This is a genomic window from Marinomonas posidonica IVIA-Po-181 (assembly GCF_000214215.1).
GTDB classification, from domain to species: Bacteria; Pseudomonadota; Gammaproteobacteria; order Pseudomonadales; family Marinomonadaceae; genus Marinomonas; species Marinomonas posidonica.
In genome coordinates, this window is the sequence record NC_015559.1 from 1,057,729 (window position 1) to 1,081,021 (window position 23,293).

25 protein-coding genes are annotated in these 23,293 nt (G+C 44.8%); 13 read left to right on the forward strand and 12 right to left on the reverse strand.

Annotation, left to right across the window (positions count from 1 at the left end):
• Nucleotides 1–137: 137 nt before the first annotated feature.
• The 5 genes from hflD to MAR181_RS18665 form a co-directional block, all read right to left on the reverse strand.
• Nucleotides 138–767, reverse strand: a complete 630-nt coding sequence (gene hflD / locus MAR181_RS04940; RefSeq protein ID WP_013795493.1) for a high frequency lysogenization protein HflD — start codon at nt 765–767, stop codon at nt 138–140.
• A gap of 67 nt (nt 768–834) precedes the next feature.
• Complete coding sequence (gene mnmA, locus MAR181_RS04945) at nt 835–1,956, reverse strand: tRNA 2-thiouridine(34) synthase MnmA (protein WP_013795494.1); 1,122 nt, start codon at nt 1,954–1,956, stop codon at nt 835–837.
• 123 nt (nt 1,957–2,079) lie between these two features.
• On the reverse strand, nt 2,080–2,475 hold the full coding sequence (locus tag MAR181_RS04950) for an NUDIX domain-containing protein (protein ID WP_049782749.1): 396 nt from the start codon (nt 2,473–2,475) through the stop codon (nt 2,080–2,082).
• Complete coding sequence (locus MAR181_RS04955) at nt 2,411–3,121, reverse strand: pseudouridine synthase (protein ID WP_013795496.1); 711 nt, start codon at nt 3,119–3,121, stop codon at nt 2,411–2,413. The genes MAR181_RS04950 and MAR181_RS04955 overlap by 65 nt, the downstream gene beginning before the upstream one ends.
• Nucleotides 3,122–3,244: 123 nt before the next feature.
• On the reverse strand, nt 3,245–3,526 hold the full coding sequence (locus MAR181_RS18665) for a cold shock domain-containing protein (protein ID WP_013795497.1): 282 nt from the start codon (nt 3,524–3,526) through the stop codon (nt 3,245–3,247).
• Nucleotides 3,527–3,839: 313 nt separating this feature from the next.
• Here MAR181_RS18665 and clpS point away from each other — a divergent pair, with 313 nt between their 5' ends.
• Together clpS and clpA are read left to right on the forward strand one after the other, a co-directional pair.
• Entirely contained in the window at nt 3,840–4,187 is a 348-nt protein-coding gene (gene clpS / locus MAR181_RS04965) for an ATP-dependent Clp protease adapter ClpS (protein WP_013795498.1), read from the forward strand.
• 20 nt (nt 4,188–4,207) lie between these two features.
• Complete coding sequence (gene clpA / locus MAR181_RS04970) at nt 4,208–6,460, forward strand: ATP-dependent Clp protease ATP-binding subunit ClpA (RefSeq protein WP_013795499.1); 2,253 nt, start codon at nt 4,208–4,210, stop codon at nt 6,458–6,460.
• A 96-nt stretch (nt 6,461–6,556) separates the two neighbouring features.
• Here the strand turns inward: clpA and infA are convergent, their stop codons facing one another.
• Together infA and aat are read right to left on the reverse strand one after the other, a co-directional pair.
• A complete protein-coding gene (infA, locus tag MAR181_RS04975) occupies nt 6,557–6,775 on the reverse strand; it encodes a translation initiation factor IF-1 (RefSeq protein ID WP_013795500.1) in 219 nt (72 codons plus the stop codon).
• Between the two features lie 228 nt (nt 6,776–7,003).
• The gene (gene aat / locus MAR181_RS04980) at nt 7,004–7,753 is read right to left on the reverse strand and encodes a leucyl/phenylalanyl-tRNA--protein transferase (protein ID WP_013795501.1); all 750 of its coding nucleotides are present in this window, start codon (nt 7,751–7,753) and stop codon (nt 7,004–7,006) included.
• Nucleotides 7,754–8,351: 598 nt separating this feature from the next.
• Here aat and MAR181_RS04985 point away from each other — a divergent pair.
• The 7 genes from MAR181_RS04985 to cobA all read left to right on the forward strand — a co-directional run bounded on the left by MAR181_RS04985 (nt 8,352) and on the right by cobA (nt 16,667).
• The gene (locus MAR181_RS04985; RefSeq protein WP_013795502.1) at nt 8,352–9,230 is read left to right on the forward strand and encodes a hypothetical protein; all 879 of its coding nucleotides are present in this window, start codon (nt 8,352–8,354) and stop codon (nt 9,228–9,230) included.
• Nucleotides 9,231–9,376: 146 nt separating this feature from the next.
• Nucleotides 9,377–12,124: a DNA translocase FtsK gene (locus MAR181_RS04990; RefSeq protein WP_013795503.1), complete on the forward strand. Its 2,748-nt coding sequence runs from the start codon at nt 9,377–9,379 to the stop codon at nt 12,122–12,124.
• A gap of 31 nt (nt 12,125–12,155) precedes the next feature.
• Entirely contained in the window at nt 12,156–12,782 is a 627-nt protein-coding gene (gene lolA / locus MAR181_RS04995) for an outer membrane lipoprotein periplasmic chaperone LolA (RefSeq protein ID WP_013795504.1), read from the forward strand.
• A complete protein-coding gene (locus MAR181_RS05000) occupies nt 12,782–14,140 on the forward strand; it encodes a replication-associated recombination protein A (RefSeq protein ID WP_013795505.1) in 1,359 nt (452 codons plus the stop codon). Before lolA ends, MAR181_RS05000 begins: the two co-directional genes overlap by 1 nt.
• Entirely contained in the window at nt 14,137–14,508 is a 372-nt protein-coding gene (gene crcB, locus MAR181_RS05005; protein ID WP_041651177.1) for a fluoride efflux transporter CrcB, read from the forward strand. The genes MAR181_RS05000 and crcB overlap by 4 nt, the downstream gene beginning before the upstream one ends.
• A gap of 57 nt (nt 14,509–14,565) precedes the next feature.
• The gene (serS, locus tag MAR181_RS05010) at nt 14,566–15,867 is read left to right on the forward strand and encodes a serine--tRNA ligase (RefSeq protein WP_013795507.1); all 1,302 of its coding nucleotides are present in this window, start codon (nt 14,566–14,568) and stop codon (nt 15,865–15,867) included.
• A 44-nt stretch (nt 15,868–15,911) separates the two neighbouring features.
• Nucleotides 15,912–16,667 carry a uroporphyrinogen-III C-methyltransferase gene (gene cobA / locus MAR181_RS05015; RefSeq protein WP_013795508.1) on the forward strand — a complete coding sequence of 252 codons (756 nt, stop codon included), beginning with the start codon at nt 15,912–15,914 and terminating at the stop codon, nt 16,665–16,667.
• 145 nt (nt 16,668–16,812) lie between these two features.
• Here the strand turns inward: cobA and MAR181_RS05020 are convergent, their stop codons facing one another.
• The 5 genes from MAR181_RS05020 to MAR181_RS05040 form a co-directional block, all read right to left on the reverse strand.
• Complete coding sequence (locus MAR181_RS05020; protein WP_013795509.1) at nt 16,813–17,130, reverse strand: TusE/DsrC/DsvC family sulfur relay protein; 318 nt, start codon at nt 17,128–17,130, stop codon at nt 16,813–16,815.
• 5 nt (nt 17,131–17,135) lie between these two features.
• Nucleotides 17,136–17,423 carry a DsrH/TusB family sulfur metabolism protein gene (locus tag MAR181_RS05025; protein WP_013795510.1) on the reverse strand — a complete coding sequence of 96 codons (288 nt, stop codon included), beginning with the start codon at nt 17,421–17,423 and terminating at the stop codon, nt 17,136–17,138.
• 2 nt (nt 17,424–17,425) lie between these two features.
• Nucleotides 17,426–17,773, reverse strand: a complete 348-nt coding sequence (locus MAR181_RS05030; protein WP_013795511.1) for a DsrE family protein — start codon at nt 17,771–17,773, stop codon at nt 17,426–17,428.
• A gap of 4 nt (nt 17,774–17,777) precedes the next feature.
• The gene (tusD, locus tag MAR181_RS05035) at nt 17,778–18,170 is read right to left on the reverse strand and encodes a sulfurtransferase complex subunit TusD (protein ID WP_013795512.1); all 393 of its coding nucleotides are present in this window, start codon (nt 18,168–18,170) and stop codon (nt 17,778–17,780) included.
• Nucleotides 18,171–18,258: 88 nt separating this feature from the next.
• Nucleotides 18,259–18,918 carry a Bax inhibitor-1/YccA family protein gene (locus MAR181_RS05040; protein WP_013795513.1) on the reverse strand — a complete coding sequence of 220 codons (660 nt, stop codon included), beginning with the start codon at nt 18,916–18,918 and terminating at the stop codon, nt 18,259–18,261.
• Nucleotides 18,919–19,139: 221 nt separating this feature from the next.
• Here MAR181_RS05040 and MAR181_RS05045 point away from each other — a divergent pair, with 221 nt between their 5' ends.
• The 4 genes from MAR181_RS05045 (at nt 19,140) to uvrC (ending at nt 23,263) form a co-directional block, all read left to right on the forward strand.
• Nucleotides 19,140–19,943 carry a DnaT-like ssDNA-binding domain-containing protein gene (locus MAR181_RS05045; RefSeq protein ID WP_041651637.1) on the forward strand — a complete coding sequence of 268 codons (804 nt, stop codon included), beginning with the start codon at nt 19,140–19,142 and terminating at the stop codon, nt 19,941–19,943.
• Complete coding sequence (locus MAR181_RS05050) at nt 19,852–20,673, forward strand: replication protein P (protein WP_245546211.1); 822 nt, start codon at nt 19,852–19,854, stop codon at nt 20,671–20,673. Before MAR181_RS05045 ends, MAR181_RS05050 begins: the two co-directional genes overlap by 92 nt.
• A gap of 112 nt (nt 20,674–20,785) precedes the next feature.
• A complete protein-coding gene (locus MAR181_RS05055) occupies nt 20,786–21,427 on the forward strand; it encodes a response regulator (protein ID WP_013795516.1) in 642 nt (213 codons plus the stop codon).
• Between the two features lie 12 nt (nt 21,428–21,439).
• The gene (gene uvrC / locus MAR181_RS05060; protein ID WP_013795517.1) at nt 21,440–23,263 is read left to right on the forward strand and encodes an excinuclease ABC subunit UvrC; all 1,824 of its coding nucleotides are present in this window, start codon (nt 21,440–21,442) and stop codon (nt 23,261–23,263) included.
• Nucleotides 23,264–23,293: the final 30 nt, after the last annotated feature.

The window sequence follows — 23,293 nt, forward strand, 5'->3', positions numbered from 1 at the left end:
TGGTTAAAAATTTGCCCGACATAGTAACGAAAAAATGCATTCAGAGATATCGGTTGCAAACTATACTCGTAATTAACGCAACTTATTCTTGTGCATTTTCAATCATTAAAAAAGGCCTTTACGACCTTTTTTAATGATTAACTACGTGACTCTAATGCGTTTAACAGTGCTTTTCGTTTAAAAATTAGGTGCCAGCGTTTGCCACCTAATTGGCGCCATAGCATGGCGGCCCTAACACCTGCCATTAAAATGGCGCGAACTTGGTTGGCGACGTGAGCCTGTTGTAAAAAGCGACTGTCACCGTGCACTTGAATTCGAAATGGCAATGTACTGAGTGTGTCCTGATACATGCCCGAGATCGAGGCCATCATGTTTTCGTGTAGGACCGAATCGTAATGCTCTTTTTTGGCTGCGATCTGAGTAATTTGTTGGCCAATTTGAGACAGCATATCTGGGTACTTTGAGAGTTTGCTTTCAAGATGAATTAAACTGAGAGCGTACCTTAAGGTATTTGGGTTCACGCTGTTGCGATCTTTGCCAAGCGCTTTTCTGGTGATTTGACGTCCGATCGCAAGGTTGCTTTGGCAATCCCACTGTCCACCATAAATGTCTTCGGTACCGTCAGCATTGAGAATCAACACGCTGTCGATTAGGGGCTGAAGGTAGGTCTTATCTACCTGGCCGGTTTTAGCCAGATTCGCGACCAGCTCCGCAGCTTGAAAAACGGCAGATAGGGCAATGGTTTGCTCTTTTTCTCTGTTACTCACGTTGTCTTCTCTTTCTCTTTTTGCGTGTTATCAGGTGATGGAACTAAGGCTGCTTGTTGCGCCAAGATTATTTATTAAAGGCAATGTTAATGATGCCGCCACCTAAGCATACATCATCCACATAAAATACCACGGACTGTCCGGGGGTGATGGCTCTTTGTGGTTCTTTAAACGAGACTTCCACTCGCCCATCGGCTAGTTCGTTCATCGTGCATTCTTGATCTGGCTGACGGTAACGGCATTTTGCTTTGCAGGTCAGCGGGAAGGTCGGTTTTTCTCGCGCCACCCAATCAAAGTTATCGGCAATTAAATGGGTTTTGAACAAGGATTCATGTTGGCCACCTTGAGTGACCATCAGTACATTGCGCTGCAAATCTTTTTCCACCACGTACCAAGGGTCATCTGAATAATTGGCCAGACCACCTATGCCTAGGCCTTGACGCTGACCTATCGTGTGGTACATCAGGCCGTGATGGCGGCCAATTGTATCGCCTTCGAGTGTTTCGATGTCGCCTGGTTGGGCGGGCAAATACTGTTCAAGAAAGTCTTTAAAACGACGTTCACCAATGAAGCAAATGCCTGTGCTGTCTTTTTTGTTGTGGGTGATTAGGTCGTGTTCTTCTGCCAAACGACGCACTTCTGGTTTTTCTAATTCCCCGACGGGGAAAAGCGATTTGGCAATTTCGTCTTTTCCAACCGCGTGCAAAAAGTAGCTTTGATCTTTGTTGTTGTCTAAGCCTTTTAGCAAGATTGGCTCGCCATCTTGCTCGCCGCGTCTTACATAATGGCCTGTGGCGATGAAGTCTGCGCCCAACGCCACAGCGTATTCAAGGAAGGCTTTGAATTTGATTTCCTTGTTACACAAGATGTCTGGGTTAGGGGTTCGACCTGCTTTGTATTCGGCTAAGAAGTGTTCAAAAACATTGTCCCAGTACTCAGCAGCAAAGTTGGCGGTATGGAGTTTGATGCCTAATTTATCGCTTACCGCTTGGGCATCGGCTAAATCTTCTTTGGCAGTACAGTACTCTGTGCCATCATCTTCATCCCAGTTCTTCATGAACAGGCCTTCAACCTGATAACCCTGCTGCATTAAAATTAAAGCTGATACAGAGGAGTCAACACCGCCTGACATACCGACGATGACTTTTTGGGCGCTGTTTGCGTTGTTGGCAAGGGAGCTGTCGTTCATTTTTTCTCTATTCTCATTTTTAGAGAGGCCGAGCCTCAAATACATTCGTTGGTCGAAATTGTACCATTTTCGTTTCCATCGATGCGAATGGCTCAAAGGCATTGATGGTTTATTCCTATCTTTTTAACGATTTTCTGGTATTAAAAACTGATTCGACAAAAACGCTAAAGGCATTGTGGGTTTGTTTTGTGAATCTTCAATGCAGGCATTAATAAGTGGGCTGCGATGGGGAAAGCTTTGTATTTCGTCCCAGCTAAGCCAATGTGACGAGAGAATGTCGTCGTCAAGTTGATCACTGATATGTTGAACTGGGCGGCATAGAATGCACAGTCTATGGTAAGTGTCGGCGCCTTTGTAAGGGGTAAAAGCATATAAGCCGACTAGGCCGATGGGTTCTACTAGCCAGCCAGATTCCTCTTGTGTTTCTCGAATGACAGCTTGCAGCACGTCCTCGTTATTTTCGACGTGTCCGGCTGGCTGGTTGAGTACGATTTGATTGTCCTGCCATTCTTTTACTATGAGGTACTTTTGATCTTTCTGGACGAGAGCCGCGACGGTTAGGTGCGGTAGCCTGTTTCTTTCTTTGTTGTTCAAACTGGTGAACCTCGTGTTGCAATTCGCTTGTGGTATCCGTGTATTGCCATTCTCCTGGTGCTAGATCATCGAGCGAGTATGGGCCGATGGCGTAGCGGATTAGTCTAAGGGTTGGGAATCCAACGGCGGCCGTCATGCGTCGTACCTGGCGGTTCTTTCCTTCCTGTATTTGCAGACTGAGCCAGCTGGTGGGAATGTTTTTACGCTCTCTTACAGGGGGATTTCTCGGCCAAATACTGGGTTCAGTCATATGCTCTGCTTGAGCCGGTTTTGTGAGGCCGTCTTTTAACTCAATGCCTAGTCTAAGTTGCTCAAGTGCTTGGTCTGATATGTCGCCTTCGACTTGCACCCAATAGGTTTTAGGCATTTTGAATCTTGGGGACGCAATCAAGTGTTGCAATGGGCCCTGATTGGTCAGCAATAATAAGCCTTCAGAATCATAGTCTAAGCGTCCCGCCGAGTAAAAATCTGGCGCATCAATAAAACCGGCGAGGCTCGTTTTTTCGCCTTCAGAGGTAAACTGACTTAATACTTGGAAAGGTTTGTTAAACTTAATTAAATGGTTTGGCATGTTTGGACTAAAGATTTACTCTCTCGATAAATAGGAGACAAACAAAAATATCTTACTTCTGCTGAATGGAAGTAAGATATCAAAGTTGGCCCCAAATATCGACGATGATAATAGCGGCGTTGCTTAGGCGGGTTGGGTTTCTTTCTTGGGTTCTTCTTTTAGTAGATTCTCATTTGCTGGTGGTTTATTGTTCACTTCGGTCGAGATGGGGTTTATTTCGATCGCGTGTAAGCCTCGCTCTCCTGGTTCAACGTCAAAGGTAACGGCTTGACCTGCTTTTAAGGTTTTATAGCCTTCAACATTGATAGCGGAATAATGAATAAACAAGTCTTCGTTGAAATCCTCAGACACAATAAAGCCATAGCCTTTCGCATTATTGAACCACTTTACAGATCCGTGATGCATGAGTCACTCCTTATCCACTCAAGATATTAAATCGCTATTTAAGTTTGCTTTGGCCTGCCTTTGTCATCGGCTTTTTGGCGGCTTCAGCATTATCTGTTCAGGGTAGAATGCTAAATAAGTGCAAACTGTTTTTTATTAAACAGTGTTAAAATCAACCTTAATAAGCATTGATTGCACTTTTAGTTACCCTAATAATGAGCGTAGAAGCCGTTTTGGGATTTGTAAAATCCAAGTGCGAATGTGTAGCGTAAATAAGTGGTAATGAGTCAAATTTGGCAAATTACGTGAAAAATTGTAGCCTCAGAGGCATAGAATGATTGTAAATCAGCAAATTAGACTAACATCAGAAGATGAGCAGCATGGTCATTCTGGTATAGCGATTGCGCCAGAAGAAACAGAATTAAAACCACCATCCATGTATCAGGTGGTGTTATTTAATGATGATTATACGCCAATGGATTTTGTCGTATTTGTATTACAGCGTTTTTTTTCAATGGATGGAGAGAAAGCTAATCAGGTAATGTTAGAAGTGCATACCAAGGGGAAAGGTGTCTGTGGCATTTATCCTTTTGATATTGCGGAAACGAAAGTGGCAATGGTTCAACAGTTCGTAGAGCAAAACGAGCACCCCTTAATGTGCGACCTACAAAAGGTTGACTGATTCAGAGAGAGGGAATAGCAATGTTAGATAAAGAACTAGAGCAAACCCTGAATACAGCTTTTAAAGCGGCCCGAGACAAACGTCATGAGTTTATGACGGTAGAGCATTTGTTGTTAGCACTCATTGAAAACGGTGCGGCCTCCAATGTGCTGAAGGCCTGTGGCGTGAATTTAGAGACTTTGAGTAACGAGCTCGAAGAGTTTGTCAACAGTACAACCCCCTTGATTCCTGAAGATGATGAAGAACGTGAGGTTCAGCCAACTCTTGGTTTTCAGCGTGTGCTACAGCGAGCAGTTTTCCATGTTCAATCTTCAGGTAAGCGCGAAGTAACCGGCGCCAATGTGTTGGTGGCTATTTTTAGTGAACAAGAAAGTCAAACTGTTTACCTGTTAAAGCGTCATGGCGTCGCGCGTATTGATGTGGTCAATTATGTGGCTCACGGCATTTCTAAGCTAGGTGACTCTTCTGAGGAAGTGGATCAAGAAGAAGATGCGGAAGATACCAGTACGGCACCTTTGCAAAAATTTGCTTTGAATCTGAATGAAGAAGCCAAGAATGGCAAAATTGATAAATTGATTGGTCGTGAATACGAGGTTGAACGCGTTATTCAGACTTTATCCCGTCGTCGAAAAAACAATCCTTTGCTTGTGGGGGAGTCGGGCGTCGGTAAAACGGCCATTGCTGAAGGCTTGGCTAAGCGCATTGTTGATGGGCAAGTGCCCGATGTCATTGCGGATGGCGTGGTTTACTCTCTGGATTTAGGGGCATTACTGGCCGGAACGAAATATCGCGGTGACTTTGAGAAACGCTTGAAGCAATTACTAGGCGAGTTGAAGAAACTGCCTAATGCGATTCTGTTTATTGATGAAATACACACCATCATAGGTGCGGGTGCCGCCTCTGGTGGGGTGATGGATGCGTCGAACTTATTGAAGCCTGTACTTAGTTCGGGTGGTTTGCGTTGCATTGGTTCAACGACCTTCCAAGAGTTTCGTGGTGTGTTTGAAAAAGATCATGCGCTCGCTCGTCGTTTTCAGAAAATTGATGTAAACGAGCCAAGCGTGGACGATACTTATCAAATTCTCAAAGGCATTATAGGGGCGTTTGAAGAGCACCATCAAATCAAATACGAAGAGCCTGCTTTGTTGGCGGCAGCAGAGCTTGCTCAGCGCTATGTGACGGATCGTCATATGCCAGATAAGGCCATCGATGTGGTGGATGAAGCTGGCGCGTATCAGCGCTTACAACCAGAAGATAAGCGCAAAGCCGTGATTACCGTAGCGGATATCGAAGACATTGTTTCCAAAATAGCGCGAGTGCCAGTGAAAGCGGTGAATTCCGATGATAGGCAGGTGCTGTCAAACTTAGAGCGTAATTTGAAAATGGTGGTGTTTGGACAGGACAATGCCATCGATTCATTGTCGTCTGCGATCAAATTGTCTCGTGCAGGTCTAAAGGCAGAGCAAAAACCCATTGGTTCATTCTTAATGGCGGGGCCAACCGGGGTCGGTAAAACTGAGGTGACTAAGCAGCTGGCCAAACAATTGGGCTTAGAGCTAATCCGCTTTGATATGTCGGAATATATGGAGCGCCATGCGGTGTCTCGTTTGATTGGTGCGCCGCCGGGCTATGTTGGCTTTGATCAAGGTGGTCTGTTAACGGAAGCGGTTACCAAGAACCCCCACAGTGTTGTTCTATTAGATGAGATTGAGAAAGCTCACCCTGAAGTCTTTAATCTGTTATTGCAGGTGATGGATCATGGGACTTTGACGGACAATAATGGTCGCAAAGCCGACTTCCGTAATGTGATTTTGATTATGACCTCAAATGCAGGGGCCGAAGAGTTGGCACGTCGTTCTATTGGTTTCTCTAACCAAGACAACTCGACCGATGGTATGGAAGTCATCAACCGAACCTTCACACCAGAGTTTAGAAACCGTCTGGATGCTGTTATTCAGTTCCAGCAGTTGGATGAGCGCATTATCTTCAACGTGGTGGATAAGTTCCTTGTGGAGCTTCAGGCGCAATTGGACCCGAAAGGTGTCTTGTTGGATGTGTCTGATATGGCGCGAGGCTGGTTGGCTCACAAGGGCTATGATAGACAAATGGGTGCCCGACCAATGGCAAGGGTGATTCAAGAGCACTTGAAGAAACCTTTGGCCGATCAGATACTGTTTGGTGATCTAAATGAGGGTGGCACAGTCAAAGTGACATTGGATGAAAAGAAAGATGAGCTCAAATTTGAGGTCATCAAAGAAGCGGTGGTGCATTAATCGTTTCGATTTCTTTAATTGAGCCAAAAAAAACCACAAGCCATTGGGTTGTGGTTTTTTTATATCAATCTAGTGAATATTCAATGATTGACAGAATTAACGAGCTCGGTAGACGATGCGACCTTTTGATAGATCGTACGGTGTCAGTTCTACCTTAACTTTATCGCCTGTTAGGATTCGGATGTAGTTTTTGCGCATTTTTCCTGAGATGTGTGCAACAACAACGTGTCCATTTTCTAACTCGACGCGAAACATGGTATTAGGCAACGTATCAATGATAGTGCCTTCCATTTCTAAGCCTTCTTCTTTTGCCACAATATGTGTCCTATGGTGTTAACTTAATTTGGTTGGTAGGCGCCGACCTGAATTTGTTCGAGAGCAGTAAGCCTAGAAGAGACTTCTTAGCTTAGTGAGCGCTAAACGCATAAAACGGTCTCAAAAATGCTAAGAGCGATGTTTAGCAGCACCTGAAATTTTGTCGAGGCATATTTTGCCTAAAAACACGCCACAAGGCAAATTCCCTGTTTTATTTAGGGCTATTTTTTAGACATTAATTGGCTGTTTTTGCCCATTCTTTGAAAATTCTATCAATTTTTGGTTAATTTCAGGTTGAGGAATAAGGTCTTTAAGTTGTGAAATGAAGTGGTTTCTAGGGCTGAGATTGGCGCCTAATGAGAGTAGGTGGTCGGATTCTACCTGACAGTCTATGAGGGCGATGTGAAAGTCTTTTGCCTTGTCGCAAAAGGCTTTAAGTGCCATTTTAGAGGCATTTGGCTGCAATGAAAACATGGATTCACCGAAAAAAACTTGCCCCATCGCAACCCCGTAAAAGCCACCGACAAGCTGTTCTCCTTGCCATACTTCGACTGAATGAGCGAAGCCCAATTCATGAAGGCGAGAATAGGCTTGCTTAATATCATCTGAAATCCATGTTCCTTCGTTTTTGGCTCGTAAATCGGCGCAATGATGAATGACGGTGTGAAAAGCTTGATTGATCGAAAATTGCAAGTTCGATTTTTTTAAGGTTTTTTTAAGGGATTTTGCTAGGTGAAAATGATCGGGTGATAAGGTACAGCGTTGCTCTGGATGCCACCATAGAATGGGATCAGGTTCACTGTACCAGGGAAAAAAACCGTGCTGGTATAAATGGATGAGCCGTTGTGTCGACAAATCCCCACCCATAGCGGATAGTCCTTCTGGATCTTGAAGCGCTTTATGCGGCTGAGGGGTGTCATAAGGGGATTCAGAGAGAATCAACAACTCACATTCATCATTCGCAAGGACATCTGTCATTAAATTTGCTCTTTGTTTCTTCAGGTCGATCTCACATTCAAATCGACCTAAAATTCAAACCAACATAACGTCTAAATTGCTATAACATTATGATCGAAAAGTATTATATTTTTTTTAAGGGTAAAAGCTACCTTTGATAAAAAAGGTAAAAAAACACTAAAGCTTTATTTTTATGACCCGATATGCAGAATGAGGAAGAAAAGATATTCGGGTTGCGACTTCCTGACACACTTTATGGTCTATTTTATTTAATTGTGCACAAATGAATAAAGAAAAATGGTCTTTTTAAATTGGATTGGCTGTTTTTTGTTCAAAAAAGGGTATAAATTGAAAAAAAATAGAAAAAAAGTGCAAGGAGTGCTTGACCAGTAAAGGAAAACTTGGTTTTAATCGATGCAGTCCTAAACAGTAATTCGAAAAATTGTTGGATGCAGTTTTGGAACTACTAGATAATTTGCTTTTTTGGCAATTGTCACAAAAGTGAAACTGATCGGTTTTAAGATACATGAGTCGTTGATTTAGTAACGTTTCTTGGTTAGACGAAAATCTATCAAAGGGTCTACAAGGCCACATAATATAATATAAAGGGGAATCTTGAATGAAAGCGATTAAACTTGCTTCTGTGTTTGCAGTATCTGCTGTTGCGGCTGCTGTTTCTACTACAACTATTGCTGCTGAAGCTGTTTTTTCTGGCGAAGCTGGAATTGAATATACTAGCTACAGCAACGATGGTAATGGTGATCTTGTTGATGGTACTGATATTGGTGAAGTAGAACTTTCTGTTGACACTGGCGTTGTGTATGCTGAAATTGAAATCGCTACTAGCGGTGAAGATGAAGGCACAACAGTTGGTATGGAAAAACTTTACGTTAAGCAAGGCGCTGTTTCTTTTGGTCGTTTTGACGGATCTGTTTCTACTGGCTCTTTCATGGGTATGGATGAGATTTACAGTGGTGTTGATTTAAATACAGGTCAAGGTACTAAAGGTGATACCGATAACACTGGCGTTCGTTACACTGTGACTCCAGAGTTGACTGTTGCACTTGAAGCAACTGAAGCTTCTGGTTCTGAAGACTCTCAAGTTGGTTTCGCGCTTTCTTATGTTCAAGACTTTGGCGGATTTAAAGCGGGTCTTTCTGGTGGCTCTATAGATGATGCGAATGCTGTAAACGTTGGTGTTCAAACTACTGCTGGTCCAGCAACACTATCTTTGAACTATGGTGTTGGCGAAACAGGTACAGGTACTACAACTGATGTTGAGCAAATGACAGCATCTGTTGCAATTGCTGCTACAGAAGCTTTGACTTTGACTGTTGAGTATTCTCAAGACTTAGAAAGTGCAAACGAGCCTGATGGCACGTACTTTGTTGGTGAATATGCTGCTGGCGACCTTACTTACTACGTGAAAAATTATTCTGGTGATTTAGTCGGTGATACTGACGAGCGTACTATCGTTGGTGTAAGTGCTACTTTCTAAGACTTTCTTTTTTTGAAAAGTCTTTCTTAGGAAATACGAAAGCCAGCCCTTGGGGCTGGCTTTTTTTATGGTAAGCTTAACGTGTTTTGGCATGCAGTGGATTAAGCATGTGTTTGTTTTGGTTAGCATAAGATAGGAAGGCAGTTTTGTCAGAAGAGATGAGTGAGTCGGCACGATCACCAATTTGGGATATGTTTGCAAAGCAGGCGGCTTTTATTGCGGCTTTATTGGTGTTGTTTTTTTTCGCTTTAGCAACCTATTCCTATAACCCACAAGATGCTGGATGGTTTTACTCTGGTTCTGGTGGTGCAATACAGAATTCTATGGGCCCCATTGGCGCGACTTTAGCCGATTTGATGTCCGCTTTTTTCGGCGCTTTGTTTTATTCTTTGCCGCCTTTGTTTTTTTGGGTCGCTATTATTGTCTGGCGCAACCCTCACAGACTCTTACCCCTTAATAATGCTCTGCTCAGTGTGTTGGGTAGTATTCTCTATTTGAGTTTTGGTTCTGCACTTTGTTTTCTCCACACGGTGGGGGAGCAAGATCTGCAATATGGTGCGGGTGGCATTTTAGGCCAGAGTTTAGGGATTCTGCTTTATAGTGTCATTGGTTATGATGGTGCCACTCTGGTTAGTCTCGCGTTCGTTATTTTAGCCTTTACTCTGTTATCGCAACTTCATTGGCTTGGTCTGATGGATAAGTTGGGAGAAGGGGTTTATCAATTAATTTCTAAGTTGAAAAATAAGTGGGTGGCTGGTCAGGAAAAGAGAGCCAATAAGTCTGCAAGGCTTGAAGATTCTATGTCTGAGGATTCTGCTGAAGAACCGGCTATTTTTCGCAAGCAAAAAAATCGCCCGAAAGTCGCTTCAAAGATCAAAGAAGAGAAAGCAACATCCCAGCACAATGTGGCTTTGCAAGGGGAGCCATCCCAAGATCATTTGACTGAAGAAGACTCAAATGAAGCGCGACAGTCTAAAAGAAAGTTTTCTTTGGCCTCACTTTTTTCGAAATCAGCTGCGTCGTCCGTTGAAACGACTTCAGAAACTCCAACGAATAGCATTCAACAAGAACCCGATTTTAATGGGTTGGATTCTCTCTCGGTGGATGAAACTGAGATTGATTTTGGCGACACCCTCTATATTGAAGAAGAATGGCCTTCCAAACCGACTCAGGCCGAAACACAGGTTTTACCTGAATCGACTCAGACTCAAGTGACTGAACCAGTGGCTGAAGAGGAGCCTTCAGCGCAGGTTCTGAGTAAGCAGAAGGCGGATGACTTGCTGTTTGGGAATAACGAAGAGGCGACGACACCTGCTCATAAGCCGGCTGTACGGACTTTGTCGGAAGCTAAGCAATTAGATCACCTAGGTGGTCCATCCTCGTCAGAAGAGCCTGTGAAGCCGCAAGAAAAAAGTTATAGCTTGCCGGATCGCTCTGTTTTAACGCAGCCTAAGCCAAAACAAGGTGGGTATAGTGAAGAAGAGTTGCTTTCACTGTCGTCACTGTTGGAGCAAAGGTTGCAAGATTTTGGCGTCAAAGCTGAAGTGGTAGAAGTCAATCCAGGTCCTGTGATTACGCGTTTTGAGATTCAGCCCGCGCCTGGTGTGAAAGTGTCTCGTATTACCAATTTAGCAAAAGACTTGGCGCGTTCTTTAAGTGTGATGAGTGTCAGGGTTGTTGAAGTCATTGCAGGTAAATCTACCATAGGGATTGAAATTCCTAATCAGGTCAGGGATACCGTTTATTTCTCGGAAGTCATTAACTGCGATATGTATGATAATGCCTCTTCGGGTTTGACCCTGTCCTTGGGGCACGATATCTCTGGCGAACCTGTGGTGGTGGATTTGGCCAAAATGCCTCATGTGTTAGTCGCTGGTACGACAGGATCTGGTAAATCTGTGGGCGTGAATGCCATGATCTTGAGCATGTTGCTGAAATCGACACCAGACGATGTTCGCATGATCATGGTTGACCCGAAAATGTTGGAATTGTCGATTTATGAAGGTATCCCACATTTGTTGACGCCCGTCATTACCGATATGAAAGATGCGGCCAATGGCTTACGTTGGTCGGTCGATGAAATGGAGCGTCGTTACAAGCTGATGTCCAAGCTTGGGGTGCGAAACATTGCGGGTTACAACAAGAAAGTTCGTGAAGCCATTAAAGCGGGCAGCCCAATAGAAGACCCATTATGGCAACCGGAAATGGCGATGTTCTCCGAAGACGGTGTGGCGCGCACTGTACCGCATCTTGAACCTTTGCCTTATATCGTCATCGTGGTAGATGAGTTTGCTGACATGATGATGATTGTCGGTAAAAAAGTGGAAGAGTTGATTGCCCGTATTGCACAAAAAGCCCGTGCGGCTGGGATTCACCTGATTCTAGCCACTCAGCGTCCTTCGGTGGATGTCATCACAGGATTGATTAAAGCCAATATTCCGACGCGTATGGCTTTCCAAGTGTCATCAAAAATTGACTCCCGAACCATACTTGATCAAGGCGGAGCCGATCAGCTGTTAGGTATGGGGGATATGTTGTATCTGCCGGCTGGGTTACCAACGCCTATTCGTGTACACGGTGCTTTTGTGTCGGATGAAGAAGTACATGCTGTGGTGGAAGAATGGAAACAAAGAGGTGAGCCAGACTACATCAATGACGTGGTGGTGAACCCAGAGGATTTGATGTCGGGTGATGGCGGTGAAGAGAAAGACGCGCTGTATGATGAAGCCGTAAAGATTGTTATTGAAACTCGTAAAGCCTCAATTTCTTCTATTCAGCGACGTCTGAAAATAGGTTACAACAGAGCCGCTAATTTAGTAGAAGCGATGGAAGCGGCTGGCTTGGTTGGACCAATGGGGACCAATGGGCAGCGCGATATCTTAATTCCAGAATAGTCGCGGCTATCATTTCCATAGGAGAATTGTTTTGAAAACACGAATGCTGGCACTGGTCACTTTATTCATTGGGCTCTTATTTCAAGGTGTGGTACAGGCTGAGGAAACACCGGCTCAACGAGTGGCGGCTTTATTGGAGCAAAATCGCAATATTGAAGGGGAGTTTCGACAAGTAACTTACGATGAGCAGGGCAAGCAGCTGCAAGTCAGTGAGGGTGTGTTTCTTCTTGCAAAACCAAATCAGTTTGTTTGGGACAGCATTAAACCTTTTGCACAGCGCATTATATCGGATGGTCATATCATTACCATTTGGGATGTAGACCTAGAGCAAGCGACACAGCGTCCTTTATCCGGTGAGCTTGGTTCTTCGCCTGCTGCCTTGTTAGGGCAGCCTGCTGAGACAGTATTGCCGCTTTATAACATCACTGCCTTGGGTGCAGAAAAATTTCGCTTATCTCCGCAAGAAGATCAGGATCTATTTCAAACACTCACCTTATCATTTCGTGATCAAGTGATTGATGCCATGAGTATTTTGGATGCCTTAGGGCAGACCACGGTCATCGAGTTTAACAATGTTGAAGCGCATGATGGTGTGGCAAAAGAAAATTTCAAGTTGGATTTGCCGGATGATGTCGATTTAATAGTAGAAGGGCAATAATGAAAGACCTGTTTTCGGATCTGAGCAAGGATGTTTACCAGCCGTTGGCGGCAAGGCTCAGACCCACTGGTTTAGAGGATTATATCGGTCAATCGCATTTGGTTGGGCCGGGTAAACCACTACGTCGAATGGTTGAAACAGGTCATTGTCATTCCTTTATTCTCTGGGGGCCGCCAGGGGTAGGAAAAACCACTTTCGCTCAGTTGTTGTGTCAGGCTCTGGATGGTCACTTCATTGAGATTTCAGCAGTGATGTCTGGGGTCAAAGAGATTCGTGCTGCGGTGGATCAGGCTAAACAATTACGTCAAATGAACGGCACTCAAACCATTTTGTTTGTGGATGAAGTCCATCGTTTTAATAAATCGCAGCAAGATGCCTTTTTGCCATTTATAGAGGATGGTACTTTTCTGTTTATCGGTGCCACCACTGAAAACCCAGCATTTGAGTTAAATTCGGCGCTTTTGTCGAGAGCGCGAGTGTATCGTTTGCAAACGCCGAGTGTGGATGATTTGAAACAAGTGTTGGTGCGAGCCTTGCAGGATGAAGAAAAAGGTTTGGCCAGTATGAAGTTCGCACTGGATGACCATTATTTAGGTATTTTGGCACAGGCGGCGGACGGTGATATTCGTCGAGCGTTAAATTTTTTAGAAATTTTATCGGACTTGGTCGAGCCTGATACGCAAGTGACTCAGGCCCAGCTAGAAGATGTACTGGGCGGTAGCGTTCGTCGTTTTGATCGCAATGGAGATGTGTTTTACGACCAAATTTCTGCTTTTCATAAGTCGGTTCGTGGTTCATCGCCTGACGGCGCTTTGTATTGGATGGCGCGAATGTTAGATGGCGGTTGTGATCCCTTGTATATCGCTCGACGCCTATTGGCCATTGCTTCTGAAGATATTGGCAATGCTGACCCAAGAGCTTTGCAAGTGGGGTTAAATGCGTGGGATATCTTTGAAAGAGTTGGTCCAGGGGAAGGCAATCGAGCCATTGCGCAAGCCGCTGTGTATATGGCTTGCGCGCCTAAAAGTAATGCCGTGTACCAAGCGTTTAATCAAGTGATGTCTGATGTGGCAGCTCAGCCGAGTTATGAGGTGCCGATTCATTTGCGTAATGCGCCCACATCGCTAGCAAAAAGTATGGGGCATGGTGATGAGTATCGTTATGCGCATAATGAACCCAATGCGTATGCGGCAGGGGAAAATTACTTGCCACAAGAAGTGGCTGAAATGCGTTACTACCAGCCTTCGGACAGAGGGCTAGAGAAAAAAATTGCTGAGAAGATGGATTGGTTATCAGAGCTAGACCGTCAAAGTTTGCAACAGCGTTATTCCGCAACCGATTGGGGAGAGGAGTCATGATGTATCTGATGATCGCGTTTGGTGGAGCACTTGGTGCCCTTAGTCGATATGGTATGACCAAATGGATTAACACTTATTGGCACCATCATTTTCCATTCGCTACCATGATGGTCAATCTACTGGGGTGTGTCTTGATGGGCGTTGCCTTTGTGGTTATCAGTGAGAAAATGCCGTCTCTTGAACCCTATCGACCTCTGGTGATCGTCGGCTTTTTGGGGGCATTTACCACCTTCTCCACCTTTTCGTTGGAAATTGTCTCATTAATTCACATGCAGGCTTGGCTAACGGCATTAAGCTATTTATTATTGAGCTGCATTTTAGGCGTGCTTGGGCTCGCCATCGGTATGGCGTTAACTCGCTTTTTTTAATCTGCTTGTTTTAGGCAGATTGGTTTTTATTGGATATTAGAGGATATTGTTGCTGAGATGTTAGATATTAAAGCATTGCGCGCTGACCCTGAGGCCATTGCGGCTCAACTTAAAAAGAAAGGCTACGAACTGGATGTGGCTAAATTTTCGTCGCTAGAAGAACGTCGTAAAGCCATCCAGATTGAAACAGAGCAGCTGCAACAGTCTCGCAACTCGGTATCCAAAGAAATTGGTCAGGCGATGAAGTCTGGCGATAAAGAAAAAGCCGCTGACTTAAAAGCTCAAACAGCCACCTTGGGCGATGATTTAAACGCTGCAAAAGAGCAGTTAACTCAAGTGCAAGCGGACATGGATGCTTTGCTAGAAGGTATTCCAAACATTCCTCATGAGTCTGTTCCTGCTGGTGTGTCGGAAGACGATAATGTTGAAATTCGCCGTTGGGGTGAGCCAAAACGCTTTGAGTTTGAAGCGAAAGATCATGTTGATCTTGGCGAAGCTTTGGAAATGCTGGATTTTGAAGCCGCGGTCAAAATTACCGGTTCTCGTTTTGCCGTGATGCGCTCTGATTTGGCGCGTCTACATCGTGCTTTGACTCAGTTTATGATTAATACCCATGCAGATGAGCATGGTTACAACGAAGTGTATGTGCCGTATTTGGTGAATGCTCATTCCTTAAAAGGAACAGGGCAGCTGCCTAAATTCGAGCAAGAATTGTTTAAGGTTCCGGTCGATAAAGACAGCGGAAACAGCGATTTTTACCTAATTCCGACCGCCGAAGTGCCGGTAACGAACTTGGCTCGTGACGAAATTTTTAACGATGCGGATTTGCATAAAAAGTTTGTCGCTCACACACCTTGTTTTCGAAGTGAAGCGGGCAGTTATGGTCGTGATACACGCGGCATGATTCGCCAGCATCAATTTGAAAAGGTAGAGTTGGTTCATATTTGTCGCCCAGATCGCTCAGAAGCGGTTTTGGAAGAGTTGGTAGGGCATGCTGAGGTCATTCTACAAAAGCTTGAGTTACCTTATCGTACGGTTATTTTGTGTGGTGGGGATCTTGGTTTCTCCGCTCATAAGACCTATGACATTGAAGTCTGGTTGCCTGGACAGGCTAAATACCGAGAGATTTCCTCTTGCTCTAACATGTGGGATTTTCAAGCGCGTCGTATGCAGGCTCGCTGGCGTAACCCTGAAACAGGCCGCCCTGAGTTGGCACATACCTTGAATGGATCTGGTTTGGCTGTGGGCCGTACCTTGGTCGCTGTACTTGAGAACTATCAAAATGCTGATGGCAGTGTGCGTGTTCCTGATGTATTGGTGCCATATATGGGCGGTAAAACGTTATTAAGTAAGGCGTAATCAGCGCTTTTAATAAAAAAGCCTCTCGACGAGGCTTTTTTTGTATGAGAAAAATTATGATGGGTAAAGTCTATTTGATTGGAGCGGGGCCAGGTGATCCTGAGTTACTGACGCTCAAAGCATATCGACTACTAAAGCAGGCGGATGTGGTGTTATATGATCGACTGGTGGGACAGGAGATCATAGAGTTAATACCGGAGAGCGCTGAGAAAATGTATGTAGGCAAAGCTAAGTCCTTGCATAGCTTGCCACAAGAAGACATTAATTCTTTGCTAGCGGAAAAAGCCAAACAAGGTCATCAGGTTGTTCGACTAAAAGGCGGCGATCCTTTTATTTTTGGACGTGGTGGTGAAGAGCTGGAAGAGTTGATTGAAGAAGGTGTACCTTTTGAAGTCGTACCTGGGGTAACGGCGGCAGCAGGTTGTGCTGCATATGCGGGCATTCCCTTAACGCATCGTGATTATGCCCAATCAGTGCGCTTTCTGACAGGACATCTGAAGGATGGTACGACGGATTTACCATGGGAAGAATTGGTGCATCCTGCTCAAACTTTGGTGATCTATATGGGATTAACTGGCCTTAAAGATATCAGTCAATCTTTGTTGAAATTCGGTATGTCGCCAACTATGCCGGTGGCGGTGGTAGAGAAGGGAACTTCCAAGGCTCAACGTGTGTTCACCTCCACTATTATCGATGTGTTTGATGTGGCGACACAGAATGAGGTTAAATCGCCTGCCTTATTAATTATCGGTGAAGTCGTGACTTTGCAAGATAAGCTGGCTTGGTACGGTAAATACTAGTCTCTGTTTCTAGGGGAGGTGCGAATAAGTCTTCTGAAGCCAGTGAACTTGTTCGTACCTTCCTTAGACATAATAACGGAGCCTCTTCTTTGTTGAAGGGGGTCCGTTTTTTTTTACGTCGAATTTGTAATGAGGCGATGGCCAGTTATAGGCAGTTTGCTGGTTTTGGTAAGCCAGCAATCTTCGCAGCCAATTTTGGCGGACTACCCGGAAAGAGTGTCATTAAATAGATGCTTCGGCCTTTCTCTGCCCCAAGCTTTTTTGACACAGCTTTGGTTAAGGGGCGCATAGCAGGGGACACTTCAAATTCGTGATAGAAATCACGTAATAGATGAATGATTTCCCAGTGCTGATCTGTGAGTGTGATGGCTTCCTGAGTGGCGAGTTGGTGCGCTAGCTCGGGGGACCAGTCGTCTAGGTTTAATAAATAACCTTCTTCATCTAATAAAGTCGAATCTAACATAAGGTTTACCAACTAATGTGACTGGGTGCTGAGAAGGTTAATTCGACCCATTCTGTGTCGCTGAGTGCTTGGCCTAGGCTAGGTTCAATGCCATACGCTTCAGCGTCTCTTTGCAAATAATAAAGGCGGATGTGCTTTTCTTCTAGTGACGTCATATGCGTTGAGTGAACTTGTGTCAGTCTTAAAATGGCTTCTTCAATCAGGAGGACGGCATCACCTTGCTTTAAGCTTTGTTGCCAAAGCGATTCCGTGTCGTTTGAGTAGCTCAATTGATTAATCTGGTGGAGTGTCATAATTAAAAGCGAAATACCTGTTGATAGCTTGAGAACAACTCAGACCATGCGGCTGAATTCAGTGAGGTGATGCCAGGCCATTGAGTTTCTGGGTCTGGGGCTAAGCTAGAAGATTCAACAAAGACGTTTTCAATGTCATAAAATTCCAAACCATCGAGCAACTTATGCAGATTTTTACCTTGTTCTGGTGTGGGTTGTTGGTTCTTTGTAAGCAGCGAAAGTGCCGCACCAGAAAGGCAAAGGTCGACTTTTTGTTCGAACGTTGCCAATACCAAGGCGAGATCTAAGCCTTCTTTACAGGCAAGGCTGCTGTAAGGGCTCGATGTTAAATGTATCAAAGTGTTCTTCATCGTCTTACCTGAATTGAATGATTTTTTGGGTAGAGCTCATCAGCTCGACTAAGGTGCCTAGGCCTTCAAGCTGGAAACCATGAGCGAGTGAATGATGATTTAATTCATAGCGTTTGCTTTCTGTTTCGTTGATGACGCCACGTCGAACTGCCGCCGCAATGCATAAATATAAGGGGACGTTAAACTCATTGGCGAGGTCTTGCCATGCTTGCTTTAGGTTGATCTCATCACGTGGTGGCTGAGTTAATGTATTGCCTATTAGTACGGCATCTTCATAAAAAAACACCCCTTTGATGCTGTCTGGTTGTGCTTTTAACGCGGCTTTAGCAAAGCGCAAGGCCGAATGGCAAGCCTTGCTTTGGTACGGTGAGCCGGTTACGAGAAGGGTGTGTTGCATGATGCTAAACCTTAAATCCTCAATTAGAGGCGAATTTTACCGATAAAAAAGGCCGCAGTCAGCGGCCTTTTTGGTTTCTGTATCAATATTAGTCGTCGCTGCTAGACATGCCTAGCAAAGACAAGATGCTGATGAACATATTATACAAGGCAACATAAAGATTTACTGTTGCCATGATGTAGTTGGTTTCACCGCCGCGAACAATCTCACTGGTTTGCAGCAAAATGATGGCCGCAGAGAAAAGGGCAAAGCCCGCAGAGATGAAAATTTGCAACGCTGGCATTTGTACAAAGAAGCCGGCAATAACGGCGAATAAAAGTACGAAAAAGCCAACCGTGATAAAGCCATTTAGGAAACTGAAGTCTTTCTTAGAAACAAGCGCATACGCGGATAAGCCTAAGAAGGACAAACCTGTGATGCCCAATGCACTCATGATTAAGCTAGCACCATTTGAAAGGCTTAAATAAGCACTTAAAATAGGGCCTAAGGTTAATCCCATAAAACCCGTTAGAGCAAATACGCAAAGGATACCGGCCGCACTGTTTTGGCATTTGTGGGTTAGGAACAACAAGCCGTAAAAACCGATCAAGGTTAGAATTAAACCTGGGTGAGGTAAGTTCAAAGCCATGCTCAAACCCGCAGTGAAGGCGCTGAACAAAAGGGTTAGCGACAACAGTCCGTAGGTGTTGCGGAGCGTTTTGTTGGCCGCTTGGGACGTGTGTGTCGAAAGGGCTTCTGAGTAACGCATGAGAGTAACTCCTATAAAGTTTATGTTTAACTATGGACTTAATATGAGGTGGAAAGTTCCAAAGTTCAAGTAAGAATATTTGTTTTATAATGGAAAAGCGACAAAGGCGAGACTTATTAGTAAAAAATGTTGGTTTTTAGTCGTTAGATTGATGAAGGCTGGCCGTGCTTATGGAACTGGCTTTTGATAGACTAAGAAACCTATTAGGTGAAGCGAGACTTATGTTGGAACACGATTATTCCTTACCCATCTCATTTTCTATGGCCGCTCAGATCGGCTTAGAAGAAACCGTTCTACTGACGTATTTGCAGCAGCAATTTTATGCGCAACATACTCAAACATTGAGATTGGACATGCGTTTGTTAAGTCGCCAATTACCTTTTTGGACCGTGCCGGTGATTTTGCGCTTGTTAGCAAATCTACAGCTCAGTCAGTTTTTGAGCTTCCAGCGTCAAGATGATCTAATCGAAGTGCAGTTGGCGGCGAAAAAAGCAGACCAAGTGACACCGACTGTCGCGCCTAAAGCGGCGGTGCAGGACGATCAGTTAATGGACAAAATGGATCGCTTGCACAAGGCTTCACGTCAAAAGACGGAAGAATTCACACCTCAGCCTAAAACCTACATGACGCAAGCGCCAACACGACACTATGAAACCTCGCCGCCGGTTGTAAAAGATCGTCGTGGTGTCACCGACTTTGACTTATATTTAGAGCAAAAAGAACGAGCGCGTCAGCCAGATCAATGGCAACCCGAAGAAGCGACATTTGAGCAAATCTTGCAAGCAGGGATTTCTCGTGAGTTTGCCTTGGGGTTACAAACAGAGTTTTTGTTACGCATCAAAGAGCAGCGTAAAAACGTCAGAACTTGGAACAGTGAGTTTTTTAAATACGTAAAACGTCAGTGGCAATACAAACAATCGGATCGGTCTTCATATGAAGGAACCTCAGTCAGTTCAAAATTTAATAAAACCTCTCGAGAGCAAGTTAGCGACGCCCTCAGCAACATTCACGACACAGACTGGTGATCAGGCTGAGGCTGGCTATGGTGCATCGAGAGACGCCGGTCCATCGGAGGCCGAGCAACAGACTCGTGTGTTGGTTAACATGCTGTTTGCCCGTTTTAAAGCCATTTACACACACAAGTTTGCCTCAGCTTATAGCACCCCAGACGAAGTAAAGCTGGCAAAACGAGAGTGGGCCATTGCCTTAAAAGGTTTTCAAGAGCCCTTGTTGGCTTATGCTGTTGAGCGAACAAAAGAAACCTATGCTTGGCCGCCGACCATATCCGAGTTTTTAAAACTGATTAATACGGCTTACAAAGCGTATGGTTTGATTGATCCGCGTTCGGCCTACAAAGAAGCTTGTGCATGCCGAGTCGATCCATTGACCTTCCGTTGGAGTCACCCAGCGGTGTATTTTGCTGGTGCTGACACTGGTTGGTACAAGATTAAATCAGAAGAGGAAAGAGTCACCTGGCCGCTGTTTGAACAGGCTTATTTAAACATTATCGATCGAGTCATTGCCGGTGAGCGTTTAAGCGTACCGCAAGTGGTGATGATTGAAGACAAACACACATTGGATGTATCAGAGTTGGCGCAGCAGATTGCCGAGCAGTTAGGTATGGAAGAAGACGCTATTGCCCCACTGCTTTATTACACTCAGAAGACACAAGGTTCTGGTATTCGACAACGCTACCGAGAGCTCAGCCAAGCTAAGCTAATAGAGCTTGGTTTTCATGGTCGTTTACCTAACTAGGTGAATTAGATAGTGAATTATATTTTCTGTTTGTTGACAAAGGTTCAATAGCAGGTTGTCATAAGCGTCATGGAGATAACGAAACCTGTATTGAAAGATGGCAGAGGTGGTTATGTTAAAAGTTTTAATTGTGGATGATCATGATATGGTCAGCCAAGGCATTAGCCTCGTGTTACAGGACGTTAAAGGTGTCGAGGTGGTGGGCGTCGCGCACAGTGGTGAGGAAGCCATTGCGCAGTCCAGAGCGACTACACCTGATATTGTATTGATGGATGTGCACATGCCGGGAATCGGCGGATTGGGTGCAACGAAAGAAATAAAACGCATTTTGCCGAAAACCAAGGTGATCGCTCTGTCGGCTTTAGATGACAACTTGTATCCCGTAAAATTGATTGAAGCGGGGGCGTCGGGCTATGTCACCAAAGGCACGAATGCTTCCGAGTTATTAGACGCGATTAACATGGTGTCGAAAGGTGAGCATTATATTTCCAAAGACATCGCTCAGAAGATGGCCTTGTCTAAATTCTCGATCGATGATCAGGGCTCGCCGTTAGGAGAGTTATCAGACCGAGAGCTGCAAGTTGCACAGATGATTGTTGATTGCAAAAAATCCAGTGAAATTGCGGAACACCTTAATGTCAGTCCTAAGACCGTTAGTACTTACCGTACCCGAATTTTCGCTAAGTTAAATATTGACAGCGACGTTGAGCTTATCCATTTGGCCGTGCGTTACAACGTACTCGGCATGGGCTAGAACGAGGTTTGTTTGAGCCACTCCGAATTTGATTCTAAACACTTTGTTAGTCATCTTACGACGCGCCCTGGGGTGTATCGTATGTATGATGAGCAAGGTGAATTGCTTTATGTCGGTAAAGCAAAAAATCTAAAAAATAGGGTGGCCAGTTACTTTCGGCCCACCGGTTTGACCACGAAAACCATGGCGTTAGTGAGTCGAATACAGGCCATTGAAATTGCGGTTACCAAAAGCGAAACCGAAGCCTTGCTGCTTGAGCAAACCCTAATAAAACAACACCGTCCACCTTATAACATTCTATTAAGGGACGACAAATCTTATCCCTACATCTTGTTATCGAATCACCAACATCCAGCCTTGTTATTTCGTCGTGGTGATAAAGCCAAACAAGGTACCTTATTTGGTCCTTTTCCGAGCGGCACGGCGGTGAAAGAAAGTCTGAACACCATGCAAAAGGTGTTTAAGGTGCGCCAGTGTGAAGACAGTACTTATGCCAATCGCTCGCGACCTTGTTTGCAATATCAAATCAAGCGTTGCTCTGGCCCCTGTGTTGGTCTAATCAGTGATGAAGAATACGATGCTGACGTGCGTCATGCGAGAATGTTTCTACAGGGTCGTAATCAAGAATTAACCGATGAAATCAGTCTGCAGATGACGGATGCGGCTAAAGGCATGGAGTTTGAGCGAGCGGCAGAGCTACGTGATCAAATGATCCAGCTCAAGCACATTCAAGAGCAGCAACATGTGTATGGTCAGTCTGGTGAAGCCGATGTGATCGCTTCTATCATTCAGCCAGGTGGCTTGTGTGTTCATGTGATGATGGTGAGAAATGGTAAGGTGGTTGGCAGTAAAAGCCATTACCCGAAAATGCCATTGGAAATCAGTGAAGGAGAATTGCTGTCTTCCTTTATTGCCCAATTTTACCTAGGTGGTGCACAAGAACTACCAAAGGCCTTAGTTCTAAGTCATGAGCTGGACGATGCTGAAAGTCTCATGGAAGGCATTTTTGAAACCACAGGTAAGAAGGTAGAGGTTGTTTCAAGTGTTCGTGGCCAAAGGGCGAGATGGTTAGAACTTGCAAAATTGAATGCCGAACAAGGCTTGCAAGCGCGATTGTCTGATAAACGAAATCATTTTAGCCGTATAACTGCGTTGCAAAAGTTGTTAGGCTTCAAAGAACCGCCTGCCCATATGGAATGTTTTGATATTAGTCATTCCAGTGGCGAGGCGACGGTTGCTTCGTGTGTTGTGTTTGGACCGGATGGACCAGATAAAAAGCGTTACCGGTCTTTCAATATTGAAGGGGTTGAAGCGGGTGATGATTACGCAGCGATGAAACAAGCTCTGACGCGTCGATATAAGCGCGTCAAAAGCGGCGAAAACCCAGCACCAGATGTTTTGCTCATCGATGGTGGTAAAGGCCAGCTAAGCCAAGCGGAAGCCGTGTTACAAGAGTTGGGTTTGGTGAATATCTTTTTGTTAGGGGTAGCGAAAGGAGACACTCGTAAACCAGGATTGGAAACCCTATACATTGGATCCAAGGAAGATGAGGTTGTGCTGCCGCCCGATTCTGCAGCGCTGCACTTGATTCAGCATATTCGTGATGAAGCGCACCGTTTTGCCGTAAAGAGCCACCGTCGACGTCGGGATAAAAAGCGTCGACATTCGGTTTTAGAAGAGATTCCAGGAATTGGCCCCAATCGCCGAAAAGAATTGCTCACGGCATTTGGTGGTTATCAGGAGATGTTATCCGCCAGTCAGGAAGACATTGCCAAGGTAAAAGGCATCAGTGCGAAAAAAGCCGAAGAAATTTACCTCTATTTGCATAAGAGTTAAGGTTTAGTCTTTAAACGTTATGTTTTACTG

Excerpts from the sequence above, each read along its gene's own strand:
- mnmA (WP_013795494.1), bottom strand. The coding sequence starts at position 1,956 with ATGAACGACAGCTCCCTTGCCAACAACGCAAACAGCGCCCAAAAAGTC.
- MAR181_RS04955 (WP_013795496.1), bottom strand. The coding sequence starts at position 3,121 with ATGCCAAACCATTTAATTAAGTTTAACAAACCTTTCCAAGTATTAAGT.
- MAR181_RS18665 (WP_013795497.1), bottom strand. The coding sequence starts at position 3,526 with ATGCATCACGGATCTGTAAAGTGGTTCAATAATGCGAAAGGCTATGGC.
- clpS (WP_013795498.1), top strand. The coding sequence starts at position 3,840 with ATGATTGTAAATCAGCAAATTAGACTAACATCAGAAGATGAGCAGCAT.
- clpA (WP_013795499.1), top strand. The coding sequence starts at position 4,208 with ATGTTAGATAAAGAACTAGAGCAAACCCTGAATACAGCTTTTAAAGCG.
- aat (WP_013795501.1), bottom strand. The coding sequence starts at position 7,753 with ATGACAGATGTCCTTGCGAATGATGAATGTGAGTTGTTGATTCTCTCT.
- MAR181_RS04985 (WP_013795502.1), top strand. The coding sequence starts at position 8,352 with ATGAAAGCGATTAAACTTGCTTCTGTGTTTGCAGTATCTGCTGTTGCG.
- MAR181_RS05000 (WP_013795505.1), top strand. The coding sequence starts at position 12,782 with ATGAAAGACCTGTTTTCGGATCTGAGCAAGGATGTTTACCAGCCGTTG.
- crcB (WP_041651177.1), top strand. The coding sequence starts at position 14,137 with ATGATGTATCTGATGATCGCGTTTGGTGGAGCACTTGGTGCCCTTAGT.
- serS (WP_013795507.1), top strand. The coding sequence starts at position 14,566 with ATGTTAGATATTAAAGCATTGCGCGCTGACCCTGAGGCCATTGCGGCT.
- cobA (WP_013795508.1), top strand. The coding sequence starts at position 15,912 with ATGAGAAAAATTATGATGGGTAAAGTCTATTTGATTGGAGCGGGGCCA.
- MAR181_RS05020 (WP_013795509.1), bottom strand. The coding sequence starts at position 17,130 with ATGTTAGATTCGACTTTATTAGATGAAGAAGGTTATTTATTAAACCTA.
- MAR181_RS05025 (WP_013795510.1), bottom strand. The coding sequence starts at position 17,423 with ATGACACTCCACCAGATTAATCAATTGAGCTACTCAAACGACACGGAA.
- MAR181_RS05030 (WP_013795511.1), bottom strand. The coding sequence starts at position 17,773 with ATGAAGAACACTTTGATACATTTAACATCGAGCCCTTACAGCAGCCTT.
- tusD (WP_013795512.1), bottom strand. The coding sequence starts at position 18,170 with ATGCAACACACCCTTCTCGTAACCGGCTCACCGTACCAAAGCAAGGCT.
- MAR181_RS05040 (WP_013795513.1), bottom strand. The coding sequence starts at position 18,918 with ATGCGTTACTCAGAAGCCCTTTCGACACACACGTCCCAAGCGGCCAAC.
- MAR181_RS05045 (WP_041651637.1), top strand. The coding sequence starts at position 19,140 with ATGTTGGAACACGATTATTCCTTACCCATCTCATTTTCTATGGCCGCT.
- MAR181_RS05050 (WP_245546211.1), top strand. The coding sequence starts at position 19,852 with ATGAAGGAACCTCAGTCAGTTCAAAATTTAATAAAACCTCTCGAGAGC.
- MAR181_RS05055 (WP_013795516.1), top strand. The coding sequence starts at position 20,786 with ATGTTAAAAGTTTTAATTGTGGATGATCATGATATGGTCAGCCAAGGC.